This is a genomic window from Pseudomonas sp. GW823-FHT06E10 (assembly GCF_058794995.1).
On sequence record NZ_JBXAHJ010000002.1, the window covers coordinates 345367 to 367310 of the forward strand.

Consider the following 21944-nt stretch of genomic DNA (forward strand, 5'->3'; position numbering starts at 1 on the left):
CTTGCTCGCGAAAAACGTCTGGATAACGCGTTCATTCCGGTTGCACGCGTTATCGTTGACGTCCATCGCGAGCAAGCTCGCTCCTACAGTGGGTTTGCGTTATCCCAGCATCAGCGTGCCACTGGCAACCAGGGTCGCATTGCCGCCGATCCTCACCCGATCGCCTTCCAGTTGGCAGAACAATTCCCCACCCCGCGCCGAACGCTGAAAAGCCGTCAGGCTCGACTTGGCCAAACGCTTTGACCAGTACGGAATCAGAAGGCAATGGGTCGATCCGGTCACCGGGTCTTCATTGATGCCGATTGCCGGGGCGAAGTAGCGGGAAACGAAATCGTGCTGCTCGCCCCGCGCCGTCACGATGCCACCCAGCCATGGCAGTTTCGCCAGGGCCACCATGTCCGGCTTGCAGTCGAGCACGGCTTGCTCCGACTCCAGCACCACAAACAGCTCATTTGAAGCCAGTACCTCAACAGCCTTCACGCCCAGTGCACGCTCGATGTCCGAGATCACGCTCACCGGCGATGCAGTGATCGCCGGGAAATCCAGCCACAGCCGCCCACCTTCACGGGTCACGCCCAACGGGCCGGATTTGCAGGTGAAGTCCAGTCGCTCGACGGGCTCCTTATAAATCTCGAACAGCACATGAGCGCTAGCCAGCGTCGCGTGACCGCACAATGGCACCTCGGTGGTCGGCGTAAACCAACGGATGTGCCAGCCCTGCCCTTCACGCACGACAAACGCCGTTTCGGCGAGGTTGTGTTCGGCGGCAATCTTTTGCATCAACTCATCGGCGAGCCAGGTGTCGAGCCGATAGACCATCGCCGGATTGCCGCTAAATGGCTGATTGCTGAACGCGTCGACCAGATGAAACTCCAGTTGCATAACTTTCTCCCTTTGTCAGACCACCCAGCATGCCGCGCAGGCTCAGCCGGCACCAGTGACAGAGCAGGCTGATTTTCACCATACAGCGCTGCGCGGACTCCGATGATGTTCACGCACGGCCGATATCGGCAAATCTGGCCTGGGTGTGCTCGGCCAGCACCGCCGGTGCCAGTTCGACTTCCAGTCCACGCCGCCCCGCACTGACAAAAATGCTGGCGAAGGGCTGGGCCGAATTATCAATGAAGGTACGCAAGCGCTTTTTCTGCCCCAGCGGACTGATCCCGCCCAACAGATAGCCGGTAGAGCGCTGCGCTGCCGCCGGGTCGGCCATTTCGACCTTTTTCACGCCCGCGGCGTGGGCCAGCCCTTTCAAGTCCAGGCTGCCGACAACCGGCACCACGGCCACCAGCAACTCGCCCTTTTCACTGGCCGCCAGCAAGGTCTTGAACACCTGCGCCGGATCGAGCCCGAGTTTTTCCGCCGCTTCCAATCCGTAGGAGGCGGCCTTGGGGTCATGTTCGTAACTGTGTACGCGATGTTCGGCCCGAACCTTTTTCAACAAATCCAATGCGGGGGTCATGACAGCTCCAGACTGGGCGGCAGAAGAAAAATACTGCGCCCGATTCTAGGACATTGATCATTAAAAGGCTCTACAGCGGCGCATTCATGACGCCATTGCCTGGCCACCCCATTCCTCAACAACCCGGTCATTCATACAGCGAATAGTTTCTTTGTGACCGATGGTTCACTTTCGACCTTTGACAGCAGCGTTTCTTGTCTATATTTTTTCGTTTATGAAACTGTACGAAACGTCCTACCGCTGCACCCAGCAGTAAACCGCGACCAGGATGGGGATCCTGCCTCGGCGAAAAACGCGCTCCGACCATGATGGAAAAAGCGCCAGACAACAACAAAAATGAGGTTTCAATGACAACTGATTTACAACAACCGTCGCTCTCGAGCCAATGCATGGCCGAGTTTCTGGGTACGGCGCTGCTGATCTTTTTTGGTACAGGTTGCGTTGCCGCGCTCAAGGTCGCGGGTGCCAGTTTTGGCTTGTGGGAAATCAGCATTATCTGGGGCGTCGGCGTCAGCATGGCGATCTACCTTACCGCTGGGGTTTCCGGGGCTCATCTGAACCCTGCCGTCAGCATTGCCCTGAGCATTTTCGCGGACTTCGAAAAACGTAAATTGCCTTTCTACATATTCGCCCAAGTGGCGGGTGCCTTCTGTGGAGCGCTGTTGGTTTACACGCTCTACAGCAATCTATTCTTCGAATTCGAACAAACGCACCATATGGTTCGCGGCACTCAAGCCAGCCTCGAATTGGCCTCCGTGTTCTCCACCTTCCCGAACCCGGTGCTGACCACCGCCCAGGCATTTCTGGTCGAGGTGATCATCACGGCCATTCTGATGGGCGTGATCATGTCCCTGACCGATGACAACAATGGCCTGCCCAAAGGCCCGCTGGCACCGCTGTTGATCGGCCTGTTGATTGCGGTGATCGGTAGCTCGATGGGACCGCTGACCGGTTTTGCCATGAACCCTGCGCGGGACTTCGGCCCTAAACTGATGACTTTCTTCGCTGGCTGGGGTGAAATTTCCTTCACTGGCGGACGCGATATCCCGTATTTCCTGATTCCTGTTTTTGCACCGATTGTCGGTGCCTGCCTCGGGGCTGCCGCCTATCGCGGGCTGATTGCCCGCCATCTGCCCAGCGCCGTACCTGCTACAAAGGATGCAACAGCTGTCATTGACGGCAAACCCAGAACTTCTTGATACCGTTGGCGCGTGCCCCTGCCCTTTGATCGCGCGCCAGACCTCACTCCCTTATTTCGTCCAAGGCAATCGACATGACCGACACACAGAATAAGAACTACATCATTGCCCTCGATCAGGGTACGACCAGCTCCCGCGCGATCATTTTCGACCGCGACGCGAACGTGGTCTGCACCGCCCAACGGGAGTTCGCACAGCATTACCCGCAAGCCGGCTGGGTCGAACACGATCCGATGGAAATCTTCGCGACCCAAAGCGCCGTGATGGTCGAGGCCCTGGCACAAGCCGGCCTGCACCACGACCAGGTGGCGGCCATCGGCATCACCAACCAGCGCGAAACCACCGTGGTCTGGGACAAGAACACCGGCCGCCCGATCTACAACGCCATCGTCTGGCAGTGCCGACGCAGCACCGAGATCTGCCAGCAGCTCAAGCGCGATGGCCACGAGCAATACATCAGCGACACCACCGGCCTGGTCACCGACCCGTACTTCTCCGGCACCAAGCTCAAGTGGATCCTCGACAACGTCGAAGGCAGCCGCGAGCGCGCGCGCAACGGTGAGCTGTTGTTCGGCACCGTCGACAGCTGGCTGATCTGGAAATTCACCGGTGGCAAGGTGCATGTCACCGACTACACCAACGCGTCGCGCACCATGCTCTTCAACATCCACACCCTGGAGTGGGACGCGAAGATGCTGGAGGTCCTCGACATCCCGCGTGAGATGCTCCCGCAAGTGAAGTCTTCTTCGGAAATCTACGGTCACACCAAAAGCGGTATCGCCATCGGCGGCATCGCTGGCGACCAGCAAGCCGCCCTGTTCGGTCAGATGTGCGTCGAGCCAGGCCAGGCGAAAAACACCTACGGCACTGGCTGCTTCCTGTTGATGAACACCGGCGACAAAGCCGTTAAGTCCCAACACGGCATGCTCACCACCATCGCCTGCGGCCCACGTGGCGAAGTGGCCTACGCGCTGGAAGGCGCAGTGTTCAACGGCGGCTCCACCGTGCAATGGCTGCGTGACGAACTGAAGATCATCAACGACGCCCACGACACCGAATACTTCGCCAACAAGGTCAAAGACAGCAACGGTGTGTACCTGGTGCCGGCCTTCACCGGTCTTGGTGCTCCCTACTGGGACCCGTACGCCCGTGGCGCCTTGTTCGGCCTGACCCGCGGCGTGCGCGTAGATCACATCATTCGCGCAGCGCTGGAATCGATTGCCTACCAGACTCGCGACGTGCTCGACGCCATGCAACAGGACTCCGGCGAACGCCTCAAGGCCCTGCGCGTAGATGGCGGCGCGGTGGCGAACAATTTCCTGATGCAGTTCCAGGCCGACATCCTCGGCACGCAGGTCGAGCGTCCGCAAATGCGCGAAACCACGGCACTGGGTGCAGCTTACCTGGCAGGTCTGGCCTGTGGCTTCTGGGGCAGCCTGGAAGAGTTGCGCGGCAAGGCAGTGATCGAACGCAAGTTCGAGCCGACGCTGGATGAAACGGCGAAGGAAAAACTCTACGCGGGGTGGAAAAAAGCGGTCAGCCGTACCCGCGATTGGGCGGCTGAAGACGAGGCTGAATAAGCCAAGACGCAGGCTCGTATCTGTATGTAACTGGTCGGGAGCAGATTCCTGCGGCATCATGGGCAAATTTTGCACGGCAGCCCAAAGGACGCCCCATGAATCTGCCTCCCCGCCAGCAGCAAATCCTCGAACTGGTCCGCGAACGCGGCTATGTCAGCATCGAGGAAATGGCCACGCTGTTCGTAGTTACCCCGCAGACCATTCGCCGCGACATCAATCAGCTCGCGGAAGCCAATTTGTTGCGTCGCTACCACGGCGGCGCGGCTTACGACTCCAGCGTTGAAAACACCGCCTACGCCATGCGCGCCGATCAGATGCGCGATGAGAAACAGCGTATCGGCGAAGCCATTGCCGCGCAGATTCCCGACCATGCCTCGTTGTTCATCAACATCGGCACGACCACCGAATCCATTGCCCGGGCACTGCTCAACCACAGTCACCTGAAGATCATCACCAACAACCTGCACGTCGCCTCCATGCTCAGCGCCAAGGACGATTTCGATGTCCTGCTCACTGGCGGCAACGTGCGGCGCGATGGTGGCGTGGTGGGTCAGGCCAGTGTCGACTTCATCAATCAGTTCAAGGTCGATTTCGCCCTGGTCGGCATCAGCGGCATCGATGAAGACGGCAGCCTGCTGGACTTCGACTATCAGGAAGTGCGGGTATCCCAGGCGATCATCGCCAATGCCCGGCAAGTGATCCTCGCGGCCGACTCCAGCAAGTTCGGGCGCAACGCCATGATTCGCCTGGGGCCGATCAGCCTGGTCGACTGCCTGGTCACCGATCAGCAGCCCTCCCCGGCGCTGGCGCAGTTGTTGAACCAGCACAAGGTTCGCCTGGAAGTCGTTTAAGCACACCGCTCCCCTGTGGCGAGGGGGCTTGCCCCCGTTGGGCTGCGAAGCGGCCCTAAAACCATTCAGCCGAGTTCAGACAGGCACATTCATAGCCCCAACCTGCGACGGCTTCGCCGTCGAACGGGGGCAAGCCCCCTCGCCACAAAAGCAGCCTGCAACCTTTCAATGTTCGTAAATTTTCCTTTAACGGCCCTTCGATGAGTATTTTCAATCGAAGCTGACTGGCTGTGGGCGTCTTTATGGGCTAGTATTTTCGCAAATGAACATTAATGTTCGAATTCAAATACAAAACATCAAAGAATTCCGAGGCCGAGCCGATGCCCACTTCCACCTTGCCTACGCCCCCTCTCGCCGAGGTCTACGATATCGCCGTCATCGGTGGCGGGATCAATGGCGTGGGGATCGCAGCGGACGCCGCCGGACGCGGTCTCTCGGTGTTCCTTTGTGAAAAGGATGACCTGGCCAGCCATACCTCGTCGGCCAGCAGCAAGCTGATTCACGGTGGCCTGCGCTACCTCGAACATTACGAATTCCGCCTGGTGCGTGAGGCCCTGGCTGAACGCGAAGTGTTGTTGGCCAAGGCGCCGCACATCGTCAAGCAAATGCGATTCGTGTTGCCGCACCGCCCACACCTGCGCCCGGCGTGGATGATTCGCGCCGGTCTGTTCCTCTATGACAACCTGGGCAAGCGCGAGCAACTGCAAGGTTCGAAAAGCCTGAAGTTCGGCCCCGACAGCGCGCTCAAAAGCGAAATCACCAAGGGCTTCGAATACTCCGACTGCTGGGTCGACGACGCTCGCCTGGTGGTGTTGAACGCCATGGCCGCCCGGGAAAAAGGCGCCCACATTCACACCCAGACCCGCTGCGTCAGCGCACGTCGCACCAAGGGCCTGTGGCACCTGCACCTGGAGCGCGCCGATGGCAGCCTGTTTTCGATCCGCGCCAAGGCATTGGTCAACGCGGCCGGGCCCTGGGTCGCCAGGTTCATTCGCGATGACCTGAAGATGGAATCGCCTTACGGCATCCGCCTGATCCAGGGCAGCCACCTGATCGTGCCGAAACTGTACGAAGGCGAACACGCGCACATCCTGCAAAACGAAGATCAGCGCATCGTGTTCACCATTCCGTACCTGAATCACTTCACCCTGATCGGCACCACCGACCGCGAGTACACCGGCGATCCGGCGAAGGTGGCAATTACCGACGGCGAAACCGATTACCTGTTGAACGTGGTCAACGCCCATTTCAAAAAGCAAATCAGCCGCGAGGACATCCTGCACAGCTATTCCGGTGTGCGCCCGCTGTGCAACGACGAATCCGACAACCCGTCGGCCGTGACCCGCGATTACACCCTGGCGCTGTCCGGCACTGGCGAAGAGGCTCCGTTGCTGTCGGTGTTCGGCGGCAAGCTCACCACCTATCGCAAACTGGCCGAGTCGGCGCTGGCGCAACTGGCACCCTACTTCAAGCACATCCAGCCAAGCTGGACCGCAAGCGCCACGCTGCCGGGCGGTGAAGACATGACCACCCCGCAGGCCTTGAGCTCACGTATCCGCGACAAATTCGACTGGATACCAAGCGATATTGCTCGCCGCTGGGCCACCTCCTACGGCAGCCGTACCTGGCGCATGCTCGAAGGCGTACAGGACCTCAGCGATATGGGCGAGCATATCGGCGGCGGTCTCTACACCCGCGAGGTCGATTACCTGTGCAGTGAAGAATGGGCCACTACCGCACACGACATCCTCTGGCGGCGCAGCAAGCTCGGCTTGTTCACCACAGCCGCGGAGCAGGATAAACTCAAGGATTACCTGAACAAGGTCGAGCAAAACCGCAACAAGATCGAAGCGGCCTGACCACGATCCGGATAAACGAAAGCCCCTGAATCTCACGATTCAGGGGCTTTTTCGTATCGATGGATTTCAGTCGCGCAAATCCGATTCATGAATGGGCTGCTCACGGTGAGTCGCCCGCTGATATTGCGCCGGCCACACGGCCTTGTGCCCGCCCAGGTCGTCGTCCGCGTGCAGCGCCCAGTACGGATCGCGCAACAACTCACGGGCCAGGAAGATGATGTCCGCCTGACAGGTGCGCAGGATGTGCTCGGCCTGGGCCGGCTCGGTGATCATGCCGACTGTGCCGGTGGCCATGCCCGACTCCTTGCGCACGCGCTCGGCGAAGCGGGTCTGGTAACCAGGCCCTGTGGGAATTTCAGCATTGACTGCCGTCCCGCCCGACGAGACGTCGATCAGGTCGACCCCCAAGGCTTTGAGGCGGCGGGCCAGCTCCACGGTTTCATCGGGGTTCCAGCCGTCTTCCACCCAGTCGGTGGCCGAGACCCGGACAAACACCGGCAACTCTTCAGGCCACACCGCACGCACCGCTTCGGTGACCTGCAGCACCAGCCGAATACGATTTTCGAACGAACCGCCATATTGATCGCGACGCTGATTGCTTAACGGCGACAGGAATTGATGCAGCAGGTAACCATGGGCCGCGTGCACTTCGACCACTTTGAAACCGGCCGTCAGTGAGCGCTTTGCCGCATCGACAAAGGCCTGGATCACCTCGGTGATCTCGTCGTCATCCAGTTGTTTGGGTTGGGTGTGCTGCGGGTCGAACGCAATCGGCGAAGGTCCGACCGGCACCCAGCCGCCCTCGTCGGGTTTGACGCTGCCATGCTTGCCGAGCCACGGCCGGTGGGTGCTGGCCTTGCGCCCGGCATGGGCCAGCTGAATGCCGGCAACGGCGCCCTGGGCGTTGATGAAGCGGGTGATGCGTTGCAGGGGTTCGATCTGTTCATCATTCCACAGACCGAGATCCTCGGACGTGATACGCCCGTCGGCGGTGACCGCCGTGGCTTCGGTAAACACCAGCCCGGCCCCGCCGATAGCACGGCTGCCGAGGTGGACCAGATGCCAGTCATTGGCCAGGCCATCGGCGCTGGAGTACTGGCACATCGGCGATACCGCGATGCGGTTGGGCAGGGTCAATTGGCGAAGGGTAAAGGGTTCAAGCAGCAGACTCATGGGGCACCTCTCGAATCAGTGGGCAGGCTCCAGGTTCTGTTTGAATAGTCGACGAGTGACAGGAAAAAGGTACAACACCCGCCCCCGCGGGCAAAAAATTCGACAAGACGTCACAAGGCCAAAATCAAGCAGTGCTTAGAGCCTAGTCGACATCGAGGGATGTTGCCCCCTTGTAGGAGCGAGCTCGCTCGCGATGGGCGTGAACGATAGCGTTGGGGACCTGATACCCCGCGGTGTCCTGTCGTCCATCGCGAGCGAGCTCGCTCCTACAGGGGGTCAACGCGGTTCGATGTGGGCAATCATCAATTGAACCGTTTCGTTCCCGCGAAACTCGTTGAGGTCGAGTTTGTAGGCCAGCTCCACCCATTTGATGGTCGGATTCGGCCAGATTTCGCGATCGATCCCGAAGGCAATGCCGTCGAGCTTCACCGAACCACATTCACTTTTGAGCACGACTTTAAGGTGCCGTTCGCCAACGACGCGCTGCTCGACCAGCTGGAACACCCCATGAAACAACGGTTCCGGGAAGTGTTGTCCCCAAGGACCGGCATGCCGTAAGGCGCGAGCCAGCTCCAGGTGGAACTCTTCCACCGCCAGGGTGCCGTCCGACAACAGGCGACCAGTCAGATCTTCTTCGCGCAGCTGCCGGCGCACTTCAGCGTCAAAGGCTTCGGCGAACAAGGGGAAATTTGCTTCCGGCAGCGTCAGGCCGGCCGCCATCGCGTGGCCACCGTATTTGGTGATCAGATTCGGATGCTGCGCCGCCACCACACTCAAGGCGTCGCGGATGTGAAAGCCCTGGACCGAACGCCCCGAGCCCTTGAGCAAACCATCCCCGGCATCGGCAAAGGCGATGGTCGGGCGGAAATAGCGCTCTTTCATCCGTGACGCGAGGATACCGATAACGCCTTGGTGCCACTCGGGATCGAACAGGCACAAGCCGAACGGCATCGACTCCACCGGCAGATCCTTGAGCTGCGCCAGCGCTTCACGCTGCATCCCTTGCTCGATGGATTTGCGATCCTGGTTCATGCCGTCCAGTTGCGCCGCCATCTCACGGGCCAGACCTGCGTCTTCGGTCAGCAGGCATTCGATACCCAGGCTCATGTCGTCCAGGCGCCCCGCTGCGTTCAGGCGCGGGCCGACAATGAAGCCCAGATCGGTGGAGGTGATACGCGCATGATCGCGCTTGGCCACTTCGAGGATCGCCTTGATCCCCGGCCGGGCACGTCCAGCGCGAATCCGCTCCAGGCCCTGATGCACCAGAATCCGGTTGTTGGCATCCAGCGGCACCACGTCGGCCACGCTGCCAAGAGCCACCAGATCGAGCAGTTCGCCGATATTCGGCTGCGGCCTGCTTGTGTACCAGCCCAGCTCGCGCAACCGCGCACGCAGGGCCATCAACACATAGAAAATCACCCCGACGCCGGCCAGCGCCTTGCTCGGAAACTCGCATCCGGGCTGGTTCGGATTGACGATGGCATCGGCCAACGGCAGCTCGTCACCGGGCAAGTGGTGGTCGGTGACGAGCACCTTGAGCCCGGCCTTTTTCGCCGCTGCCACGCCTTCGACGCTGGAGATGCCGTTGTCGACGGTGATCAGCAAATGCGGCTGACGCTCAAGCGCCACCGCGACGATTTCCGGTGTCAGGCCATAGCCGTAGTCGAATCGGTTGGGCACCAGGTAATCGACATGTGCCGCCCCCAACAGACGCAAACCCAAGGTGCCCACGGTGCTCGCCGTCGCACCGTCGGCATCAAAGTCGCCGACGATCAGAATGCGCTGACGCTGTTCGAGCGCAGTCACCAGCAGATCCACGGCGGCATCGATGCCCTTGAGTTGCTGGAACGGAATCAACCGCGCCAGGCTCTTGTCCAGTTCCGCCTCGGACAGCACGCCCCGAGCCGCGTACAGGCGGGTCAACAGCGGCGGAATATCACCGAGGAATGGCAGGGTGTCGGGCAGCAGGCGAGGTTCGATGCGCATGGGGTGAAAGATGCTTCTCTTCAATACGTAGGATAAAACCGGGTGACGCGGGGCAGTTGCGAAAAATCAGCCGCGCTCACCGGCCAGCCACTGCAACTGGACTTCGTGCTGACCACGGTCGTCGGTGACGAAGATCGTCCCTTCGCTGATCATCACGTCCCACTTGATGACGCGGGGCATGTCTTTGGCCAGGGTTTCCAGGACTTCCTGAGGCACGGCAGCGATGTTGACGTTCTTCAGGTTTTTCACCGCCGGCACCACTTTGCCCTCCCACACGCGCAGGCTGCCGTAGGCCAACAGGCTGGTACGTTCAGTGCGGCGCGAGCACCAGGTCAGGCGCTCGGCATCCGGCTGGCCGACTTCGATCCAGTGCAGGACGCGGTCATCCAGGCTTTTTTCCCACAAGGCCGGTTCATCCACTTCCGACAGACCACGGCCAAAAGACAGCTGCTCGTTGTACCAGAGGGCGTAGGCCAGCAGGCGCACGGTCATGCGCTCTTCGGTTTCCGAAGGGTGACGGGCGATGGTCTGCTTCACGCTCTCATAGACGCTGCGGTCGAGGTCGGTGAGGTTCAGTTCAAACTTGTAGGTCGTGGACGGCTGGGCCATGTACGGGCTTCTTGATACGAGGAAAGGCGGCAAGTCTAACCGATGCGACGGGCAATCCACGAATTGAACACAATCAAGCTGGAGCGTCTGACAGTCGGCTATGTTAAAACGCTCTATCCGCTCAACCTTTGCCCCACAGGATCCAGCATGCCGTTCACCGCCAAACCGCTTTCCGGTCTGAAAGTCATCGAATTGGGCACCTTGATTGCTGGCCCGTTTGCCTCGCGTATTTGCGCGGAATTCGGCGCCGACGTAATCAAGATCGAATCCCCGGACGGCGGTGATCCATTGCGCAAATGGCGCAAGTTGTATGAAGGCACTTCGTTGTGGTGGTTCGTCCAGGCCCGCAACAAAAAGTCCCTGACTCTCAACCTCAAGCACCCCGACGGTCAGGCCATCCTGAAACAGCTGCTGGGTGAGGCAGACATACTGATCGAAAACTTTCGTCCCGGCGTCCTGGAAAAACTCGGCCTGGGGTGGGACGTCCTGCACGCCTTGAACCCGAAACTGGTCATGGTGCGGCTGTCGGGTTTCGGCCAGACCGGCCCGATGAAGGATCAGCCCGGCTTTGGCGCGGTCGGTGAGTCGATGGGGGGCCTGCGCTACATCACCGGCTTCGAAGACCGCCCACCCGTGCGCACCGGCATTTCCATCGGCGACTCGATTGCCGCGCTCTGGGGCGTGATCGGCGCGCTGATGGCCCTGCGTCATCGCGAAGTCAACGGCGGTCTGGGGCAAGTGGTGGACGTGGCGCTGTACGAAGCCATCTTCGCGATGATGGAAAGCATGGTTCCGGAGTTCGACGTATTCGGTTTCATCCGCGAACGCACGGGCAATATCATGCCCGGCATCACCCCGTCCTCGATCCACACCAGTGCCGATGGCAAGCACATGCAGATCGGCGCCAATGGCGACGCGATTTTCAAACGCTTCATGCTGATCATTGGCCGGGAAGACTTGGCCAACGACCCCCAGCTTGCCAGCAACGATGGCCGCGATGCCCGACGCGACGAGATTTATGGCGTCATCGATCGCTGGGTCAACTCGTTGCCGCTGGACAGGGTGCTGGCGCAGCTCAATCAGGCCGAGGTGCCGGCCAGCCGGATCTTCAGCGCCGAAGACATGTTCAATGACCCCCAGTACCTGGCGCGGGAAATGTTCCTGCAAGCCAAGCTGCCGGATGGCAAAGACTTCAAGATGCCGGGTATTGTGCCGAAACTCTCAGAGACACCCGGGGAATGTGAATGGGTCGGGCCACAACTGGGTGAGCACAACACACAGGTACTCCAGGAACTTGGCTATGACGCGACGCAGATTGCACAGTTGCGCAAAGACGGAGCCATCTAGGCTGAGGCACCTGCCCGCATGGCCCACTCGACACTGCCCGCCACGCGGCGGGCGGCTGCTGTGCATGCTGGCGATCTTGTTCCTGCTCCCTGGACCGATCCCGTCAGCCCTGGCGCAAACCGGGGAACCCCTGATCTGGCTCAAGCGCGACCTGCCGCCGCTGACGATTTTCGACGGGCCGAAAAAGGGTCTGGGCGTTATCGATCAATTGCTTCCAATGTTGATTGCCGGCATGCCGCAATACCAGCACAGCGTGATGAGGGTCAATCGCGCGCGTGGCCTGCAAATGCTCCACGAACCGTCCCTCGTCTGCGACGCGGCGCTGAACTGGAGCAAGGAACGGGAAAAGTGGATCGCCTTTTCCATTCCGGTCTTCCGCGCCATGAGCAATGGCCTGGCCGTGCGGCGCGTCGACCAGAAAGTGCTGACACCCTTTATCAAGGACGACGAAGTGGACCTGGCAGCGCTGCTCGCCAGCGGTAACGAAAAACTGGGAATTATTGCCGAGCGCAATTACGGCGAATACCTCGACGGACTGCTCAAGCAAGCGCCAGTCGACGCGCTGGCCCCTCATTACGGTAACGACGCCTTGGGCAGCCTGCTGCAGATGCAGCGCCTGGGACGCTTGCGCCTGCTGTTGGGTTATCGCCCGGAAATACGTTACCAGGCCTCGCTGCAAGGCATTGCCGAGGATGAATTGCAGTTCTATCCGATCCGTGGCACGGGCAAATACCTGTCCGGTTATATCGGTTGCACCGACACGCCAAAGGGCCGGCAGGCCATTGTCGAAATCAATCAGGTGTTGCGCACCCTTCCCCGTGAACGCCTAGATGAGGCCTACGCCGCCTGGCTGGATCCCGAAAGCCGCAGCGACTACCTGAAAGACACCAAGGCGTTTTTCGACAATCTGGCGCACCCCTGACAAATCCCGGGCAAAAGAAACCCCGAGAAGTGGGGAGACGACTCGGGGTCAAACGTGGTCTGCTTGGAGACCAGTAACAGCAAGCTACAAGCACCGGAGCACAATGCTTGATCCTGCTGTTACAAAGTCTGACTGACCTGGGCGCGGGAAGGTTCCCGCAAAAAACCGTTCAATTGCGGCTGGCCAGCAGCTTGTCCTGCGCCGCATTACGCAATGCCGCGATCACACAAGGCTCAAGACGTCCTTCAGCAATCAGCACGTCGCGATGCAAACCGTCGACCACATCCGTCAGCAGGCGTTTGTCATTCAACTGGGCCTGATTGAACTCGCGCTCGACCACGGTCGCGCCGATAGCATTCTTCAGGGTCACCCGGCATTCGCCACGAATGCCTGACGGGGTCAACGTAACCTGATACGGGCTTAGCGCCTCACCGAGCAACAGACTGATACTTTCCATCCCGATCACCACTCAATAGTCCGAAAACAACGTGCCTGGGGCATGCCTACTACAAATGACCGCTGGCCCGAGAAGAAAGTTCTGGGTACTGACTGCAGGCGAACCTGCAGCCCAGTCAAGAGAGCATGCACGGCGAACATGACAGAGAAAAAACCCAACCATCACGTCTGTCGGGTGCGCCGGGCGATGTCGGCCCATCCCCCCAACAATCCTCGTAGCTGGCCATCCGCCGTATAAAAGGGCACTGTCCACTGGTAGATATCCCTGACACCGTCCTTGAACATCAATTGACGCTCGAAAAAGCGCGTCCTGCGCGTACTCAATTGCGCCATGAACTCGGCATGCAGCAGTTCCGCGGTTTGTCTGGGCATGGCATCGACCTCGATCAACTGCCGCCCCTGCATCCGGTCAAAACGCGTCGACAAGGCGTCCTCATAACTTTTGTTGCACATGATCAAACGCCCTTGCAGATCACGGACAAACATCGGGTCAGGCATGGCATCCATCAGGGCATGCTGGAAGGCGAGCTGATCGCGCAGACTGCTTTGAGCCTCGACCCGTTGCCTGACCACCACCGCCAACCGCCGATTCCAGAGCAGGGACAACAGACCGAACAGGCTGACCACCAACACGCCCCAGCAAACCCACTGGTCAATCCGCTGCCAGAGGCCAGGCGCCTGTGGCGCGGTAGCGCCGCCGAACCACTTCAGGCGAAGGCCGCGCAACTCCTGTTCAGGAAACGCCTCAAGCGCCTTGTTGAGGATACTCAGCAACTGCGGCTGGCCTTTGCGCACCGCCAGATAATCCGCATCCCATTTTCCCGGCACCACGGCGTCGATCTTTAGCCGGCCCGACGGAATAAGCTGGGCGCCGATTTCGCTTTCGATGGTGGCGTAGGCTTCGCCGCTTTCCACCCAGGCACGGGCTTCGGCGTAGGTTTTAACCGAACGCAACTCGATGGACGGATAATTGCGACGGATCATCGCTTCCAGTGCATGCCGGGTCGGCAGCACCAGTACCCGCTTCGCCAGATCCTCCAGCGACTGCACCGGTGGTGCTCCGGCCTGCCCGAGAAAGACCCATCCTGCACCGCCGAACGCATGACTGAAATCGAGAAACGCCTTGCGTTCGTCATTCATCGCCAGGGTCGTACTCAAATCCGCAGCGCCGCTTTCCAGATGGGCCAGCATCTGATCGGTGGAAAAAGACTCTTGGTAAACGAACTGCAACCCCGTCATGTCACTGATGCGCTTGAGCAGGTCACTGTTCAAGCCCGTCCATTGGCCATGTTCATCCTTGAACAGGTACAACGGGTATTCCAGCGCCGTGACCACGACCCGAGGATGCTTGGCCATCCACTGCAACTCCTGGTCATCCAGCACGACCATTGACCGTGCGGCAGACTTCCCACGCTCCTGAATCGATGCAGGGCTTGCCCCTCCCCATTCGGCGATTCCCAGCATGCCGAATAAAAACAGCCAGCGCGCGACTGGCTTGAACACACTTGTAAACAGCATTCCCACGTCCTTGGTGATCCATTCGCCTGTCCCTTCGCGGCGATAACACGACAAGTGTGCATGCAGAAATGAAAAAGCCCGTCAGGAGACGGGCTTCAAAATGTAACAGCGCTGACCGGTTACAGCGGCTTGCCGCGGTTGCCATGCTGGCTGACAAAGGCCTGCACGGCCTTCAGGTCATTTGGCAATACGGTGCAACGTTCGTCTCGCTCAAACAAATCAGAAAGATGTACCGGCAGTTCGAGCGCTTTTCCTACACCGGCTTTTTCCACGGCGTCCGGGAATTTGACCGGGTGGGCGGTGCCCAGGATCACCATTGGAATATCCAGGCTGCGACGGCATTCCCGGGCAGCTTTCACGCCGATGGCCGTGTGTGGATCCAGCACTTCGCCAGTCTGCTCGTAGACTTCGGCAATGGTTTCACAGGTTTGCGCGTCATCCACGGCCAGCGAGTCGAACAACTTGCGGGCTTCGGTCCAGCGCTCTTGCTCGACGCTGAAACCGCCACCCTGCTTGAACGAATCCATCAGCCCGGCGATGGCCGCGCCGTTGCGACCGTGCAGGTCGAACAGCAGGCGTTCGAAGTTCGACGAGACCATGATGTCCATCGACGGCGACAGCGTGGCGTGCAGGGTGTCCTTGACGTACTGATTGCCGCTCATGAAGCGGTGCAGGATGTCGTTGCGGTTGGTGGCGACGATCAACTGATTGATCGGCAGGCCCATGTTGCGCGCCAGGTAACCGGCGAAGATGTCGCCGAAGTTGCCGGTCGGCACCGAGAACGACACCGAACGCGCCGGGCCGCCCAGTTGCAGGGCTGCGTGGAAGTAGTAAACGATCTGGGCCATGATTCGCGCCCAGTTGATCGAGTTCACCGCGACCAGGCGAGTGCCCTTGAGGAAGCCCTGGTCGGCGAAGCTCGCCTTGACCATTTCCTGGCAGTCATCGAAGTTGCCTTCGATGGCGATGTTGTGGATGTTCTCGCCGAAAATCGTGGTCATCTGGCGACGCTGCACCTCGGACACACGGTTGTGCGGGTGCAGGATGAAGATGTCGACGTTTTCGCAATGCTTGCAGCCTTCGATGGCGGCCGAGCCGGTATCACCGGAAGTAGCGCCGACGATTACCACGCGCTCGCCGCGCTTTTCCAGCACGTAGTCGAGCAGACGACCGAGCAGTTGCAGGGCGAAATCCTTGAACGCCAGGGTCGGGCCGTGGAACAGCTCCAGCACCCATTCGTTGCCGTTCAGCTGACGCAGCGGCGCAACGGCGCTGTGGGCGAACACGCCGTAGGTTTCTTCAAGAATCTTTTTGAAATCGGCGTCTGGAATGCTGCCGGTGACGAACGGGCGCATGACGCGGAAGGCCAGTTCGTGATACGGCAGGCCGGCCCAGGAAGCGATTTCTTCCTGGGTGAAACGTGGCAGGTTTTCCGGGACGTACAGACCGCCGTCGGTGGCAAGACCAGCCAGCAGGACGTCTTCGAAATTCAGGGCCGGTGCCTGGCCGCGGGTACTGATGTAACGCATGACTGACTCCAATGGACAGTGTTCGTAGTGCCGGGCCCGCAAGCGAGCCCGGTCAACGATATCGGCTTAGTTCAGGTGCTCGACACGGATCCGTACAACTGGACCGACCACACCCGCCAAGGCTTCCAAAGCAGCGATGGCGTCGTTGATGCGCTGTTCCACCACACGGTGGGTCAGCAGGATCATCGGCACCAGGCCGTCGTGCTCCTCGGCTTCCTTCTGCATGATCGACTCGATGTTGATGCCGCGCTCCGAAAGGATGCTCGCGACCTGAGCCAATACGCCCGGATGGTCCTTGGCCTGGATGCGCAGGTAGTAGGCGCTTTCGCAGGCTTCGATCGGCAGGATCGGGTGAGCCGACAGCGAATCCGGCTGGAACGCCAGGTGTGGTACGCGATTTTCCGGGTCGGAAGTCATGGCGCGGACCACGTCCACCAGGTCGGCGATCACCGACGAAGCGGTCGGCTCCATGCCGGCGCCAGCGCCGTAGAACAGGGTCGAACCGGCAGCATCGCCGTTGACCATCACCGCGTTCATCACGCCGTTGACGTTGGCGATCAGGCGATCGGCCGGGATCAGCGTCGGGTGCACGCGCAGTTCGATACCGGCCGCGGTGCTGCGCGCCACGCCCAGGTGCTTGATGCGGTAGCCCAGCGCTTCGGCGTAGTTCACGTCGGCGGTGGTCAGCTTGGTGATGCCTTCGGTGTAAGCCTTGTCGAACTGCAACGGAATACCGAACGCGATGGATGCCAGGATCGTCAGCTTGTGAGCGGCGTCGATACCCTCGACGTCGAAGGTCGGATCGGCTTCGGCGTAACCCAGGGCCTGGGCTTCGGCCAATACGTCTTCGAAGGTGCGACCCTTCTCGCGCATTTCCGTCAGGATGAAGTTGCCGGTGCCGTTGATGATGCCGGCTACCCAGTTGATGCGGTTGGCGGACAGGCCTTCGCGGATCGCCTTGATCACCGGGATGCCACCGGCCACCGCCGCTTCGAACGCAACGATCACGCCCTTCTCGCGGGCCTTGGCGAAAATTTCATTACCGTGAACGGCGATAAGCGCCTTGTTCGCGGTGACCACATGCTTGCCATTCTCGATGGCCTTGAGTACCAGCTCGCGGGCAACGGTGTAGCCGCCCATCAGCTCTATGACGATGTCGATCTCAGGGTTCGTGGCCACTTCGAAGACATCGTTGGTAATCGCAATACCGGTCGTTTGGAACTGAGGCTTTGGCGTGCGCATGGCAATTTGTGCCACTTCGATTCCACGCCCGGCACGACGAGCAATTTCCTCGGCGTTGCGCTGAAGTACGTTGAAGGTACCGCCACCGACGGTTCCTAACCCACAGATGCCTACTTTGACCGGTTTCACTGTGAACTCCCCATAAAACGGCCGACTCGAGGCCGGCCGTGAAAACAACCGCAGACTCGCGGCTCTCTATTGATGGCCCGGCGAATGTCGCTACCGGACCATGATCGTCAAGGCTTGCCGTGACGATGCGAATTTACTTCGCGCCCAGCGCCAGTTTGGCGACTTGTGGCGCAGGCTGGTAGCCCGGAATGACCTGACCGTCGGCCAAAACGATGGCCGGTGTGCCATTCACGCCGATCGACTGGCCGAGGGCGAACTGTTTGGAGACCGGGTTATCGCACTTGGCGGCCTTGATTTCCTTGCCGTCGACCATTTTGTCCATGGCCGCTTTCTTGTCTTTCGAGCACCACACCGCTTGCAGTTGCTCGTCACCCGGCGAGCCCAGGCCCTGACGCGGGAACGCGACGTAACGCACTTCGATGCCGCGTTTGTTCAGCTCAGGCACTTCGGCGTGCAGCTTGTGGCAGTACGGGCAAGTGGTGTCGGTGAATACGGTGATGTGCGACTTGGTTTCGCCAATGGCCGGGTAGACAACGGTTTCGGCAACCGGGATGGCGTTGATCAGCTTGGAGATGCCCTGGCGCTCGGTCTTCTCGGTCAGGTTGACCGGCTTGCCGTCCTTGAGATCGAACAGGTAGCCCTGAACCACGTACTGGCCGTCGGCGCTGGCGTACAGCACACGGCTGCCCTTGAGCTTGACTTCGTACAGGCCTGGCAACGGGCTGGCGGTGATGGTCTCCACCGGCACTTCGAGCTGGAGGTTTTCCAGGCTTTTACGAATGGCTTTGTCGGCCGCGTCATCGGCGACGGCAAAGGTGCTGACCAACGCAATGGCTGCGGCGGCGAAAATCTGGGTCAGACGCATGAGAACTCCTGAAGACGGACAAATGGGACGATCAGAACGCCCGTGCCGAAACACCGGGTCATAAACGCCCATCGTGCAAACCGGCCCAGCCTATCACATAAGGCCCACATGGCCGAATGCACCTGATGCAAGACATTTGTGGCGACACAATCTCCTGTGGGAGCGGGCTTGCTCGCGAAATCGTCGTATCAGGCGACATCAATGTTGTATGTGCCGACCTCTTCGCGGGCAAGCCCGCTCCCACAGAAAAGCGGATCTCGGGAAGTTCACCCGCGTGGATGATGCTTGGCGTGCAAATCCTGCAAGCGCGCCCGGGCAACATGGGTGTAGATCTGCGTCGTAGACAAATCGCTGTGCCCCAGCAGCATTTGCACCACCCGCAGGTCTGCACCGTGATTGAGCAGATGCGTGGCGAAGGCATGGCGCAAGGTGTGCGGCGACAGCGACTTGCCGATCCCGGCCACCTTGGCCTGGTGCTTGATCCGGTGCCAGAAGGTCTGACGGGTCATCTGCTCGCCACGCTGACTCGGGAACAACACATCGCTGGGACGCCCGCCGAGCAGTTCGCCACGGCCATCGCGCATGTAGCGCTCGACCCAGACAATTGCCTCTTCACCCATCGGCACCAGACGCTCCTTGCTGCCCTTGCCCATCACACGCAGCACGCCCTGACGTAGATTGACCTGCTCCAGCGTCAAGCTGATCAGCTCTGTCACTCGCAGGCCGCAGGCGTACAGGACTTCAAGCATGGCCCGGTCACGCTGGCCAATGGCTTCGCTCAGGTCCGGCGCTTTCAACAGCGCCTCCACGTCGGCTTCCGACAAGGATTTCGGCAGCGGCCTACCCAGCTGCGGCATGTCGATGCGAAGGGTCGGATCGACGGCGATGAGTTTTTCCCGCAGCAAATAGCGATAGAACCCACGCACACCGGAGAGAAATCGCGCAGTGGAACGAGGCTTGTAGTTTTGTTCCAGACGCCAAGCCAGGTGATCAAGGATCAGTTCGCGGCCAGCGTTGATCAGCTCCAGCCCTTTTTCCTGCAACCAGCCGTTGAACAGCGCCAGGTCACTGCGATAGGCATCGCGGGTGTTGTCGGAAAGACCTTTTTCCAACCACAGGGCATCGAGGAATTGGTCTATCAGCGGGTGATCGATGGCAGGCATGGGTACTCGAATCATGCAGCCTTGAGGCTGCACGCAAAATTAAAATTGGACATGAAAACGGCCGCTAGTCTTTCATAGGCCGCCATTTCAAGGAACAGGGAGCAGCAATGAGCGAGCAGCAGATTTTATTGGCATTTGGCGGCATAGGAGCGGCGGCGCTGCTTTGCCAATGGCTGGCCTGGCGCTTGAAATTGCCGGCGATTCTTTTTCTGCTGCTGACCGGCATCCTGGCTGGCCCCGTGCTGCACTTGCTCGACCCGCAAGAAATGTTCGGGCCATTACTGATGCCGCTGGTGTCCTTGGCTGTGGCGCTGATCCTGTTCGAAGGCAGCCTGACCCTGCATCTGTCTGAGTGGCGCGAAATCGGCAGCGTCGTCCATCGCCTGGTCACCATTGGCGCCCTCTCCACCTGGGTGGTCATTGCTGTCGCCACTCACTGGCTGCTGGGGTTCGACTGGTTGCTGGCCATCCTGTTCGGCAGCCTGACCCTGGTGACAGGGCCAACTGTGATCGTACCGATGCTGCGCGTCGTGCGCCCGAAAGCGTCGATTGCCAATATCCTGCGCTGGGAAGGCATTGTCATCGACCCCATCGGCGCCCTGCTGGCGGTAGTCGTCTATAGCTTCATCATTGCCAGTGCCGAAGGTAACGGCCTCAAGGAAAGCCTGCTGACCTTCGGTGGCGTGATTTTGTGCGGGAGCCTGTTCGGTATTTTGGGTGGCTGGTTGCTCGGCACCCTGATTCGCCGCCAGTGGCTGCCGGAATACCTGCACAACCTGGCGGCGCTCGCGGCAGTCCTGGGTATTTTCATTGCCTCCAACGAGGTCACCCATGAATCCGGGTTGCTGGCCGTGACACTGATGGGCATGTGGCTGGCCAACATGAAAGGCGTGGATGTACGGCACATCCTGCATTTCAAGGAAAACCTCAGCGTGCTGCTGATATCCGGCCTGTTCATTCTGCTGGCGGCACGGCTGGACCTGAACGCCATGATCGGCCTCGGGCCTCTGGTGCTGATTTTGCTGCTGGTCATTCAGTTCATCGCCCGCCCTTTGAATGTGCTGCTGAGCACGGCGGGCTCCAGCCTGGGTTGGCGCGAACGGGCGCTGCTGGCGTGGATCGCCCCAAGGGGCATCGTGGCAGCGGCGGTGTCGGCAATCTTCGCCATTCGCCTGCATGAGGCCGGTCACCAGGGAGCGTTGCTGCTGGTGCCGCTCACCTTTGCGGTGATCATCGGCACGGTGGTGTTGCAAAGCGCCACGGCACGACCGCTGGCGCGCCTGCTGAAGGTGGCGGAACCGGCACCGAGCGGCTTTCTGATCATCGGCGCCAACGGACCTGCGCGCACGCTGGGCAAGGCCCTGCAGCAACTGGGCAGTCGCGTACTGTTGACAGATTCGAGCTGGGAAAACATTCGCGCAGCCCGGATGGAAGGCTTGCCGACCTATTTTGGCAACCCGGCCTCGCAACATGCCGATGCGCATCTGGATCTGGTCGGCCTCGGGCATTTGCTGGCGTTGTCACCGTCCGGGGAGTTGAACACCCTCGCCGCAATGCGTTTTCGCCATGATTTCGGCCATCAACGGCTGTTCGGACTGGCCAGCGGCCAGGAGAGCCGACGCACCGACAAACATCGCGCCAGCCATGAACATCGCGGGCGTTTGCTAGGCAATGAGGAGTTAACCTACATCAAGCTGGCCAATCAGTTGCATCAGGGGACTGAGTTGTACAGCACGAACCTGACCGAGGGCTTTGGCTGGGAGGATTATCAGGCGTTGCATGGCGAGCGTGCGACTCTGCTGTTTGCTCGTGATGACAGTGGCTGGGTGCATGTGGTGACGCCGGACAGTGCGGTCAAGCCTTCAGCAGGGTGGACGTTGTTGGCGTTGATTCAGCCTGAAACCAGCGACGCTATGTAAATCGCATCGCGAGCAAGCTCGCTCCCACAGGGGATCTATGGCGTTCACAGGCATTGTGCTCGCAGTAGATCTACTGTGGGAGCGAGCTTGCTCGCGATGGCCGCAACCCGGTCTCGCGTCAGGCCGCGATCCGGA

General features: G+C 60.1%; 18 protein-coding genes. 7 read left to right on the plus strand and 11 right to left on the minus strand.

The window, feature by feature from the left end:
• Positions 1-99: 99 nt before the first annotated feature.
• The gene (locus AC1Q6Y_RS04655; protein WP_492624095.1) at positions 100-882 is read right to left on the minus strand and encodes a PhzF family phenazine biosynthesis protein; all 783 of its coding nucleotides are present in this window, start codon (positions 880-882) and stop codon (positions 100-102) included.
• 109 nt (positions 883-991) lie between these two features.
• Complete coding sequence (gene ybaK, locus AC1Q6Y_RS04660; RefSeq protein WP_057713427.1) at positions 992-1462, minus strand: Cys-tRNA(Pro) deacylase; 471 nt, start codon at positions 1460-1462, stop codon at positions 992-994.
• A gap of 347 nt (positions 1463-1809) precedes the next feature.
• Between ybaK and AC1Q6Y_RS04665 the strand changes: the two genes are divergently transcribed.
• The 4 genes from AC1Q6Y_RS04665 to glpD all read left to right on the plus strand — a co-directional run bounded on the left by AC1Q6Y_RS04665 (position 1810) and on the right by glpD (position 6951).
• Positions 1810-2661 carry an MIP/aquaporin family protein gene (locus AC1Q6Y_RS04665; RefSeq protein WP_492624137.1) on the plus strand — a complete coding sequence of 284 codons (852 nt, stop codon included), beginning with the start codon at positions 1810-1812 and terminating at the stop codon, positions 2659-2661.
• 74 nt (positions 2662-2735) lie between these two features.
• Positions 2736-4241 (plus strand): glycerol kinase GlpK, encoded by a 1506-nt coding sequence (gene glpK / locus AC1Q6Y_RS04670; protein ID WP_492624096.1) that lies wholly within the window; start codon positions 2736-2738, stop codon positions 4239-4241.
• Positions 4242-4336: 95 nt separating this feature from the next.
• On the plus strand, positions 4337-5092 hold the full coding sequence (locus AC1Q6Y_RS04675; RefSeq protein WP_007971301.1) for a DeoR/GlpR family transcriptional regulator: 756 nt from the start codon (positions 4337-4339) through the stop codon (positions 5090-5092).
• A 320-nt stretch (positions 5093-5412) separates the two neighbouring features.
• Positions 5413-6951, plus strand: a complete 1539-nt coding sequence (gene glpD / locus AC1Q6Y_RS04680) for a glycerol-3-phosphate dehydrogenase (protein ID WP_492624097.1) — start codon at positions 5413-5415, stop codon at positions 6949-6951.
• Between the two features lie 66 nt (positions 6952-7017).
• Here the strand turns inward: glpD and AC1Q6Y_RS04685 are convergent, their stop codons facing one another.
• The 3 genes from AC1Q6Y_RS04685 to AC1Q6Y_RS04695 form a co-directional block, all read right to left on the minus strand.
• Positions 7018-8124 (minus strand): NADH:flavin oxidoreductase/NADH oxidase, encoded by a 1107-nt coding sequence (locus AC1Q6Y_RS04685; RefSeq protein ID WP_492624098.1) that lies wholly within the window; start codon positions 8122-8124, stop codon positions 7018-7020.
• Between the two features lie 276 nt (positions 8125-8400).
• A complete protein-coding gene (gene recJ, locus AC1Q6Y_RS04690; protein WP_489339176.1) occupies positions 8401-10110 on the minus strand; it encodes a single-stranded-DNA-specific exonuclease RecJ in 1710 nt (569 codons plus the stop codon).
• Positions 10111-10176: 66 nt separating this feature from the next.
• On the minus strand, positions 10177-10719 hold the full coding sequence (locus AC1Q6Y_RS04695) for a YaeQ family protein (protein WP_007971297.1): 543 nt from the start codon (positions 10717-10719) through the stop codon (positions 10177-10179).
• A 147-nt stretch (positions 10720-10866) separates the two neighbouring features.
• On the opposite strand from AC1Q6Y_RS04695, the gene AC1Q6Y_RS04700 reads away from it, so the two are divergent.
• On the plus strand, positions 10867-12066 hold the full coding sequence (locus AC1Q6Y_RS04700; protein WP_492624099.1) for a CaiB/BaiF CoA transferase family protein: 1200 nt from the start codon (positions 10867-10869) through the stop codon (positions 12064-12066).
• Positions 12020-12988 (plus strand): TIGR02285 family protein, encoded by a 969-nt coding sequence (locus AC1Q6Y_RS04705; protein WP_492587594.1) that lies wholly within the window; start codon positions 12020-12022, stop codon positions 12986-12988. Before AC1Q6Y_RS04700 ends, AC1Q6Y_RS04705 begins: the two co-directional genes overlap by 47 nt.
• A 169-nt stretch (positions 12989-13157) precedes the next feature.
• Here AC1Q6Y_RS04705 and AC1Q6Y_RS04710 read toward each other — a convergent pair whose 3' ends face one another.
• From AC1Q6Y_RS04710 to xerD, 6 genes are all read right to left on the minus strand, one after another.
• Positions 13158-13445: a DUF3509 domain-containing protein gene (locus AC1Q6Y_RS04710; RefSeq protein WP_046041997.1), complete on the minus strand. Its 288-nt coding sequence runs from the start codon at positions 13443-13445 to the stop codon at positions 13158-13160.
• Between the two features lie 161 nt (positions 13446-13606).
• Complete coding sequence (locus AC1Q6Y_RS04715; protein ID WP_057713419.1) at positions 13607-14962, minus strand: transporter substrate-binding domain-containing protein; 1356 nt, start codon at positions 14960-14962, stop codon at positions 13607-13609.
• Between the two features lie 119 nt (positions 14963-15081).
• On the minus strand, positions 15082-16491 hold the full coding sequence (gene thrC, locus AC1Q6Y_RS04720) for a threonine synthase (protein ID WP_223447165.1): 1410 nt from the start codon (positions 16489-16491) through the stop codon (positions 15082-15084).
• A 66-nt stretch (positions 16492-16557) separates the two neighbouring features.
• The gene (locus tag AC1Q6Y_RS04725) at positions 16558-17862 is read right to left on the minus strand and encodes a homoserine dehydrogenase (RefSeq protein ID WP_057713417.1); all 1305 of its coding nucleotides are present in this window, start codon (positions 17860-17862) and stop codon (positions 16558-16560) included.
• 133 nt (positions 17863-17995) lie between these two features.
• Positions 17996-18727, minus strand: coding sequence for a bifunctional protein-disulfide isomerase/oxidoreductase DsbC (gene dsbC, locus AC1Q6Y_RS04730; protein WP_057713416.1), 732 nt, complete (start codon positions 18725-18727; stop codon positions 17996-17998).
• Positions 18728-18993: 266 nt separating this feature from the next.
• Positions 18994-19890 carry a site-specific tyrosine recombinase XerD gene (gene xerD / locus AC1Q6Y_RS04735; protein ID WP_056853624.1) on the minus strand — a complete coding sequence of 299 codons (897 nt, stop codon included), beginning with the start codon at positions 19888-19890 and terminating at the stop codon, positions 18994-18996.
• A 107-nt stretch (positions 19891-19997) separates the two neighbouring features.
• On the opposite strand from xerD, the gene AC1Q6Y_RS04740 reads away from it, so the two are divergent.
• Entirely contained in the window at positions 19998-21809 is a 1812-nt protein-coding gene (locus AC1Q6Y_RS04740; RefSeq protein WP_492624100.1) for a cation:proton antiporter, read from the plus strand.
• Positions 21810-21944 lie beyond the last annotated feature (135 nt).

Bases quoted from the DNA above. Each gene is read 5' to 3' on its own strand.
- AC1Q6Y_RS04705 (WP_492587594.1), top strand. From the start codon at position 12,020: ATGACGCGACGCAGATTGCACAGTTGCGCAAAGACGGAGCCATCTAGG.
- AC1Q6Y_RS04700 (WP_492624099.1), top strand. From the start codon at position 10,867: ATGCCGTTCACCGCCAAACCGCTTTCCGGTCTGAAAGTCATCGAATTG.
- AC1Q6Y_RS04665 (WP_492624137.1), top strand. From the start codon at position 1,810: ATGACAACTGATTTACAACAACCGTCGCTCTCGAGCCAATGCATGGCC.
- AC1Q6Y_RS04715 (WP_057713419.1), bottom strand. From the start codon at position 14,962: ATGCTGTTTACAAGTGTGTTCAAGCCAGTCGCGCGCTGGCTGTTTTTA.
- AC1Q6Y_RS04655 (WP_492624095.1), bottom strand. From the start codon at position 882: ATGCAACTGGAGTTTCATCTGGTCGACGCGTTCAGCAATCAGCCATTT.
- thrC (WP_223447165.1), bottom strand. From the start codon at position 16,491: ATGCGTTACATCAGTACCCGCGGCCAGGCACCGGCCCTGAATTTCGAA.
- dsbC (WP_057713416.1), bottom strand. From the start codon at position 18,727: ATGCGTCTGACCCAGATTTTCGCCGCCGCAGCCATTGCGTTGGTCAGC.
- recJ (WP_489339176.1), bottom strand. From the start codon at position 10,110: ATGCGCATCGAACCTCGCCTGCTGCCCGACACCCTGCCATTCCTCGGT.
- AC1Q6Y_RS04675 (WP_007971301.1), top strand. From the start codon at position 4,337: ATGAATCTGCCTCCCCGCCAGCAGCAAATCCTCGAACTGGTCCGCGAA.
- ybaK (WP_057713427.1), bottom strand. From the start codon at position 1,462: ATGACCCCCGCATTGGATTTGTTGAAAAAGGTTCGGGCCGAACATCGC.
- xerD (WP_056853624.1), bottom strand. From the start codon at position 19,890: ATGCCTGCCATCGATCACCCGCTGATAGACCAATTCCTCGATGCCCTG.
- AC1Q6Y_RS04710 (WP_046041997.1), bottom strand. From the start codon at position 13,445: ATGGAAAGTATCAGTCTGTTGCTCGGTGAGGCGCTAAGCCCGTATCAG.
- AC1Q6Y_RS04695 (WP_007971297.1), bottom strand. From the start codon at position 10,719: ATGGCCCAGCCGTCCACGACCTACAAGTTTGAACTGAACCTCACCGAC.
- glpK (WP_492624096.1), top strand. From the start codon at position 2,736: ATGACCGACACACAGAATAAGAACTACATCATTGCCCTCGATCAGGGT.
- AC1Q6Y_RS04740 (WP_492624100.1), top strand. From the start codon at position 19,998: ATGAGCGAGCAGCAGATTTTATTGGCATTTGGCGGCATAGGAGCGGCG.
- AC1Q6Y_RS04685 (WP_492624098.1), bottom strand. From the start codon at position 8,124: ATGAGTCTGCTGCTTGAACCCTTTACCCTTCGCCAATTGACCCTGCCC.
- glpD (WP_492624097.1), top strand. From the start codon at position 5,413: ATGCCCACTTCCACCTTGCCTACGCCCCCTCTCGCCGAGGTCTACGAT.